Origin of the sequence: Candidatus Planktophila sp., from assembly GCF_040402315.1 — a bacterium.
Classification (GTDB): Bacteria; Actinomycetota; Actinomycetes; order Nanopelagicales; family Nanopelagicaceae; genus Planktophila.
Map to the genome: position 1 here is coordinate 1 of NZ_JBBAMU010000066.1, position 1388 is coordinate 1388.

A 1388-nucleotide genomic window follows, 5' to 3' on the forward strand; every position below is an offset into this window, starting at 1 on the left:
ATTACTTCCTGCGCAATAAGCGCTCTGAGTGGCAGGACTATCGCCGCCAGGTGAGCGCCTATGAGTTAGATCGTTATTTACCTGTTTTGTAACTCTAAGTAATAAAAATCAGAATTTTGCTACAACCAGGAGATTCTTTTCCAAGGTTGACGCCAAGTTATCCAGTTCCGTAGAAAGATTCTGCTAGAAATAGCCCATCCGGAGAGCATCTGCCCTCCGGATGAGTGTTCGGTTCAAGCACTTGGTGGAGGCTCGCCGTTTATGCGGCGGGCTTTCCTTTTTTCAATGATTTCAAAAATAGATTTGAATATCTCAAAAAGGAATCTCAGTAAAAAAATTACTGATTCCACTTCGTCCTCCTCCCTCGTTATGCACTCTTTGTGCAATCTCTGGCTAGTTGCCAGAGAGAGTTAGCGAGGAAGCAGCCGATGGCTCACAAGAAGCCTTCGATGAGGGAGTTAAACCGAACAGGCGGAGAATATTTCGATTAGCTATCAATATTGCCGAGAAAATGGGTGGCTGTGGATATAACCTGAGGTTATGGCTAAAGGGATCAATACTCAGAAGATCCGTAATTACAACCTCATTGCAGGTTTCTTCCACCTCGTTCAAATGGCGGTAGTGCTTGTCCTATCGAGTGACTTCACCTTGCCTATTGTTGCCCGCTACGCAGCAGGACCTCCAGGAAGTGACTTTGCAGAACCTGTCACTCTGCTCGAGGCTCCAATCGGAATCACTGTTGCAATCTTCTTAGGCCTTTCTGCCTTCTTCCACTTTATTGTTGTCAGCCCACAATTCTTCCCTCGCTATGCCGCCGGCCTTGCGGCTCACCGCAACTACTTCCGTTGGGTTGAATATTCAATTAGCTCATCAGTAATGATTGTTCTCATTGCACTCATTACTGGCGTCTCCGATGTTGTTGCAATCATCGCCCTCTTTGGGGTCAATGCATCGATGATTCTCTTTGGCTGGCTGCAAGAGAAATATGAAGAGCCAGGAAATGGTGGATGGCTTGCATATATCTTTGGCTGCATTGCCGGTGCTATTCCTTGGCTTGCACTCGCGTTCTATGTTCTTGCAATCGGTGGCCCAGGAGACACAAAGGCGCCTGCATTTGTTTATGGCATCGTCTTCTCAATATTTCTTCTCTTTAATACCTTTGCCGTTGTTCAATACCTTCAATATAAGAAGGTTGGAAAATGGTCAGATTATTTGCGCGGTGAGAAGACTTATATAACGCTCTCACTTGTGGCTAAATCAGCACTTGCATGGCAGATCTTCTCGGGGACCTTGATTCCACCTCAATAAGCCGCTTGATTGAATATGCATTCTCGCGTTATGCTCTACCCACTATGAAGCTCCGCGGACTCCTCCTTATCCGCCGTAGC

Annotated in this window: 1 protein-coding gene; it reads left to right on the forward strand. The window is 46.4% G+C overall.

What is annotated here, in order from left to right:
- Nucleotides 1–540 precede the first annotated feature (540 nt).
- Complete coding sequence (gene heR / locus AC9UEP_RS06010) at nt 541–1308, forward strand: heliorhodopsin HeR (protein ID WP_509545107.1); 768 nt, start codon at nt 541–543, stop codon at nt 1306–1308.
- The last annotated feature ends 80 nt before the right edge of the window (nt 1309–1388 follow it).